The following is a 4,424-nucleotide window of genomic DNA, read 5'->3' as shown; positions in this document are numbered from 1 at the left end:
GCATCTGAGAGCGGCGAGCTGACCTTGCCTGTCTCATGAATCACCGCGTCTCCTGTCCAGTGAGTCAGATACGCGTCAAAACTCCCATATTCATTCTGAATTTCCCGGAATATCCGTGCATTCGTGACAGCGGCATGAATTTTCAGCCGGTTATGTACAATTCCCGGGGCGGTCCGGAGTGCTTCCTCCTTCGCCTCGTCGTAACCGCACACCTTGTCCAGGTCAAATTCATCGAACGCGGCGCGGAACGCCTCCCGCTTATTGAGGATGCACTCCCACGAAAGCCCTGCCTGAAAGCATTCAAGGATCAGCATCTCAAAGAGCTTCGCATCATCCCGAACCAGCTTTCCCCACTCCTCGTCGTGGTAACGGATATACAATTCATTCTTTGGATTCGCCCAGCGGCAGCGGTGTCTTCCATCGTGCCATTCCATACGTTTATCTCTCCCTGTTCGTCATTTGCTCTCACATTTTTTGCTTATTTATCCTTGTTTTTCATTCAAGAAAACATAAATATGCCATATCTCTCGTTTTGAAGTTCTACATAAGCGGCGCCAGAATCCGCAGTGCCTTCCCCGCAAACCGCCGGATAAACGGATACTTCCGGCAGTTTTCCAGAGTAATCCGCTCGCTCTTTGCAAGTGTTTTCTGGAAATCTTCTTCCACATCCATCACAACCGCATTGCGGAAGAAATAGGACGCGCACTCAAAATGCAGATACAGGCTTCTGAAATCAAGGTTGATCGTTCCGACCACCGCCTTCTCATCGTCGCTCGTAAACATCTTCGCATGGATAAAGCCCGGCGTGTATTCATAGATCTGGACACCAGCCCGCAGAAGCTCCGCGTAATAGCTGCGAGCCAGCAGGTACGCATATAACTTATCCGGTATATGCGGCATGATAATAATGACCTCCACGCCGCGCTTTGCCGCAAACTTGAGCGCCGCCAGCGTCGTATCGTCGAGAATCAGATACGGAGTCGTGATGTGCACATACCGGCGTGAACGCCCTAAAATATCGAGGTACACCGACTCGCCGACATTTTCCCCGTCGAGCGGGCTGTCCGCATATGGCATCACAAAGCCGCCATAGTCCATGCCCTCCGGCATATGAAATGTCTCCGGACACAGAAAACGGCGATATTCTTCCGCATCCCGTTCCGTCACATCCCAGAGCTGCAAAAACATCATTGTAAAACTGTCTACAGCTTTTCCCTTGAGCATGACCGCCGTGTCCTTCCAATGTCCGAAGCGTACCCGCTGGTTAATATATTCATCTGCCAGGTTCACGCCCCCGGTAAACGCGGTATGACCATCGATCACACAGATTTTCCGGTGATCGCGGTTATTCTGGTAACTCGAGAGAGCCGGACGCACCGGCGCAAAAATCTTGCACTGGATACCTTTCTCCTGCATCGCTTTCTCATAGCCGTGCGGCAACGTGAAGAGATTTCCCATGCCGTCATACATAAACCGGACTTCCACGCCCTCGGCGACCTTCGTCTCTAACACCTGTAAAATCGCATCCCACATCACTCCGTGTTCTACGATAAAATATTCCATAAATATAAAATGTTCCGCTTTTTTGAGTTCTTCCAATAATACTGGAAACATATCATCTCCCAGTGGGAAATAGCGTACCCCCGTATTTTCATACGCCGGGAAACGTCCGTACTGGTTCATATAGCGGACGAGATTGCCGCCGCTGGCGCTGATGCTCTCATAGTGTGCCAGCACCTCCGGATCCTGTAAAAGGTACGGACGAAGTTTTGTCCCAACCTCCTCGATCCGCCGGTTAATGCGGCGCGTGCCCGGCTGCAGCGTCAAAAACAGATAAAACAGCGTTCCAAACACCGGAAATATCAATATCGGCACTACCCAGGACAACTTGATCGTGCTGTTTCCCTCATCGCTGATAATATAGATCAAAACCAGCGCACTGAGCATCGCAGATCCACCGTACATATAGATCAGGTACTCTCTAAACCAGTCAAACCCGGCAAAGAGCACAAGAATCTGTATCAGCAGAAACAGCGTTCCCAGCGTGGTACGCCCGAAAATCAGACGCAGCAGTTTTTTCAATTTTTTAAGTATTTTCTCCATTTTCTACCAGTCCATTTCTCTGCCTCATTCATCAGGCACCTGCCGTATCATTGAAAACTACAGTGCCATCTCTCATAGTATGGCAGATTTTTGCAAATAAAACAAGATGTCAGCCGGAGACTGACACAGATTTATGTGTCATCCCGACTGACCTGTCGTTGTAAGCGCTCATTTTAACAACCGCATTGAAACATCTCACGGATACCCGGCATAAAGCTGTTATATCGCCATTCCTGGCATTTTAGTCCTCCAGCGCCTGACGGATATCCTCGATGATATCATCCACATTCTCAATTCCGACACTCAAACGGATCAGGCTTGGATCAACGCCTGCCTCCCTGAGCTGCTCATCGGAGAGCTGACGGTGAGTATGGCTTGCCGGATGCAGAACGCAGGTTCTCGCATCGGCAACATGGGTTACGATGGCTGCCAGTTTCAGCTTATCCATGAACTCGCCAGCTGCCTGACGACCGCCCTTTAAGCCGAAAGAAATAACGCCGCATGTACCGTTCGGCATATATTTCTGCGCCAGTGCATGGTATTTATCATTTTCAAGTCCCGGATAATTGATCCAAGCCACATCTTCACGGCTCTGTAAATACTCTGCTACCTTCTGTGCATTCTCACAATGGCGCGGCATACGCAGATGCAGCGTCTCCAGACCGATATTCAATAAGAAGGAATTCTGCGGGGACGGGATGGAACCGAGGTCACGCATTACCTGTGCGGTTGCCTTGGTGATATAAGCCGCCTTACCGAATTTCTTCGTGTAAATAATGCCGTGGTAAGACTCATCCGGCGTCGTCAGACCCGGGAATTTGTCTGCATGTGCCTCCCAGTCAAAGTTGCCACTGTCCACGATACAGCCACCGACGGTCATCGCATGTCCATCCATATATTTTGTAGTAGAATGCGTTACAATATCTGCGCCCCACTCGAACGGACGGCAGTTAATCGGAGTTGCAAACGTATTATCTACAATAAATGGAATACCATTTCTGTGTGCAATCCGGGCAAATTTTTCCAGATCCAGCACTACCAGAGCCGGGTTTGCGATCGACTCACCGAAGATACACTTTGTGTTCGGGCGGATCGCCTTCTCGATCTCCTCTTCCGGCGCATCCGGGTCAACTAACGTAACATCGACGCCCATTTTTTTCATCGTAACGACAAACAGGTTCGATGTGCCGCCGTATACGGTTGCCGAGCAGACCAGATGATCGCCCGCGCCACAGATATTAAATACCGCATAAAAGTTTGCCGCCTGTCCGGAGGATGTCAGCATTGCTGCCGCGCCGCCCTCCAGCTCACGGATCTTATCTGCGACTGCATCATTGGTCGGGTTTGCCAGACGGGTATAAAAATATCCGTTTTCCTCCAGATCGAAGAGTCTTCCCATCTGCTCACTGGTTGAATACTTAAAGGTCGTGCTCTGGTAGATCGGCAGAATTCTCGGCTCGCCATTTTTCGGTTGCCATCCGCCCTGGATGCACGTTGTTTCCATTGAACGTTTCATTTTTCTTCTCCTTCATATGTTTATTTTTAAATAATTATATAGTAATTGAGCCCATTTTTTAGTACGGCTCTTTTACATCACCATATCAAACAGCGAAAGCTGATTGCTCTCCGGCAGCCCCGTCAGAATTCCCAGCTCTGCCATCAGATCGCACACCGTCTTCGTAACCTTGGTACGGTTGATAAAGTCCTCTTTCGACAAGAACTTTCCGTCCTCCGCCGCAAAAACAATCGCGTCTGCCGCTTTCTCACCGAGTCCGTCGATACTGCTTAACGACGGCATCAGCTTTCCGTCTATGATCTGGAAATTGCGGGCTTTTGCCCGGTAAATATCGATCGGCATGAACTCAAATCCGCGCGCGTACATTTCCTGTACGATACGCATATCGCGCAGCGTGTCCTGCTCTTTCTTGGAAAGAGAATCCGACCGGCTCTTGTATTCCGCCAGATGATACTCCAGCTTATCGCGCCCCTGGCACATCAGCTTGTAGGTAAATCCACTCGCACGGATGCTGAAATATGCCGCATAGTACGCCAGCGGGTAAAACACCTTACAGTACGCCACACGCCACGCCATCATAACGTAAGCCGCCGCGTGCGCCTTCGGGAACATATACTTGATTTTCAGGCAGGAATCGATATACCACTGCGGCACATCGTGAGCTTTCATCTCCTCAATCCACTCCGGTTTCAGTCCTTTTCCTTTTCGGACAGACTCCATGATAGTGAAGGAGAGTCCCTCTTCGAGTCCTTTCTGAATCAGATAAATCATAATATCGTCTCGACAACAGATCGCCGTCTGAATC

The 4,424-nt window shown here is 49.8% G+C and carries 3 protein-coding genes and 1 pseudogene (1 of these 4 cut by a window edge); all 4 read right to left on the bottom strand.

Going from position 1 to position 4,424, the window contains the following annotated elements; genetic code table 11:
* A partial coding sequence (locus QVO97_RS11535; protein ID WP_288189736.1) for a DNA-3-methyladenine glycosylase I occupies positions 1 to 434 on the bottom strand: 434 nt, incomplete at its 3' end.
* A gap of 106 nt (positions 435 to 540) precedes the next feature.
* Positions 541 to 2,103: a cardiolipin synthase gene (gene cls, locus QVO97_RS11530; protein ID WP_022360469.1), complete on the bottom strand. Its 1,563-nt coding sequence runs from the start codon at positions 2,101 to 2,103 to the stop codon at positions 541 to 543.
* Positions 2,104 to 2,344: 241 nt separating this feature from the next.
* Positions 2,345 to 3,619, bottom strand: coding sequence for an O-acetylhomoserine aminocarboxypropyltransferase/cysteine synthase family protein (locus QVO97_RS11525; protein ID WP_022360468.1), 1,275 nt, complete (start codon positions 3,617 to 3,619; stop codon positions 2,345 to 2,347).
* A 72-nt stretch (positions 3,620 to 3,691) separates the two neighbouring features.
* A pseudogene (locus QVO97_RS11520) lies at positions 3,692 to 4,424 on the bottom strand (PolC-type DNA polymerase III) (it continues 3,799 nt past the right edge of the window).

The sequence above is a fragment of the Clostridium sp. CAG:43 genome (assembly GCF_000434655.1).
GTDB classification, from domain to species: domain Bacteria; phylum Bacillota; class Clostridia; order Lachnospirales; family Lachnospiraceae; genus Otoolea; species Otoolea fessa.
The sequence above is the reverse complement of the archived record's forward strand: the minus strand, read 5'-3'. Positions and strand labels throughout refer to the sequence as shown.

What these genes read in the sequence shown, in the direction of transcription:
- cls (WP_022360469.1), bottom strand. Translation starts at nt 2,103, where the DNA reads ATGGAGAAAATACTTAAAAAATTGAAAAAACTGCTGCGTCTGATTTTC.
- QVO97_RS11525 (WP_022360468.1), bottom strand. Translation starts at nt 3,619, where the DNA reads ATGAAACGTTCAATGGAAACAACGTGCATCCAGGGCGGATGGCAACCG.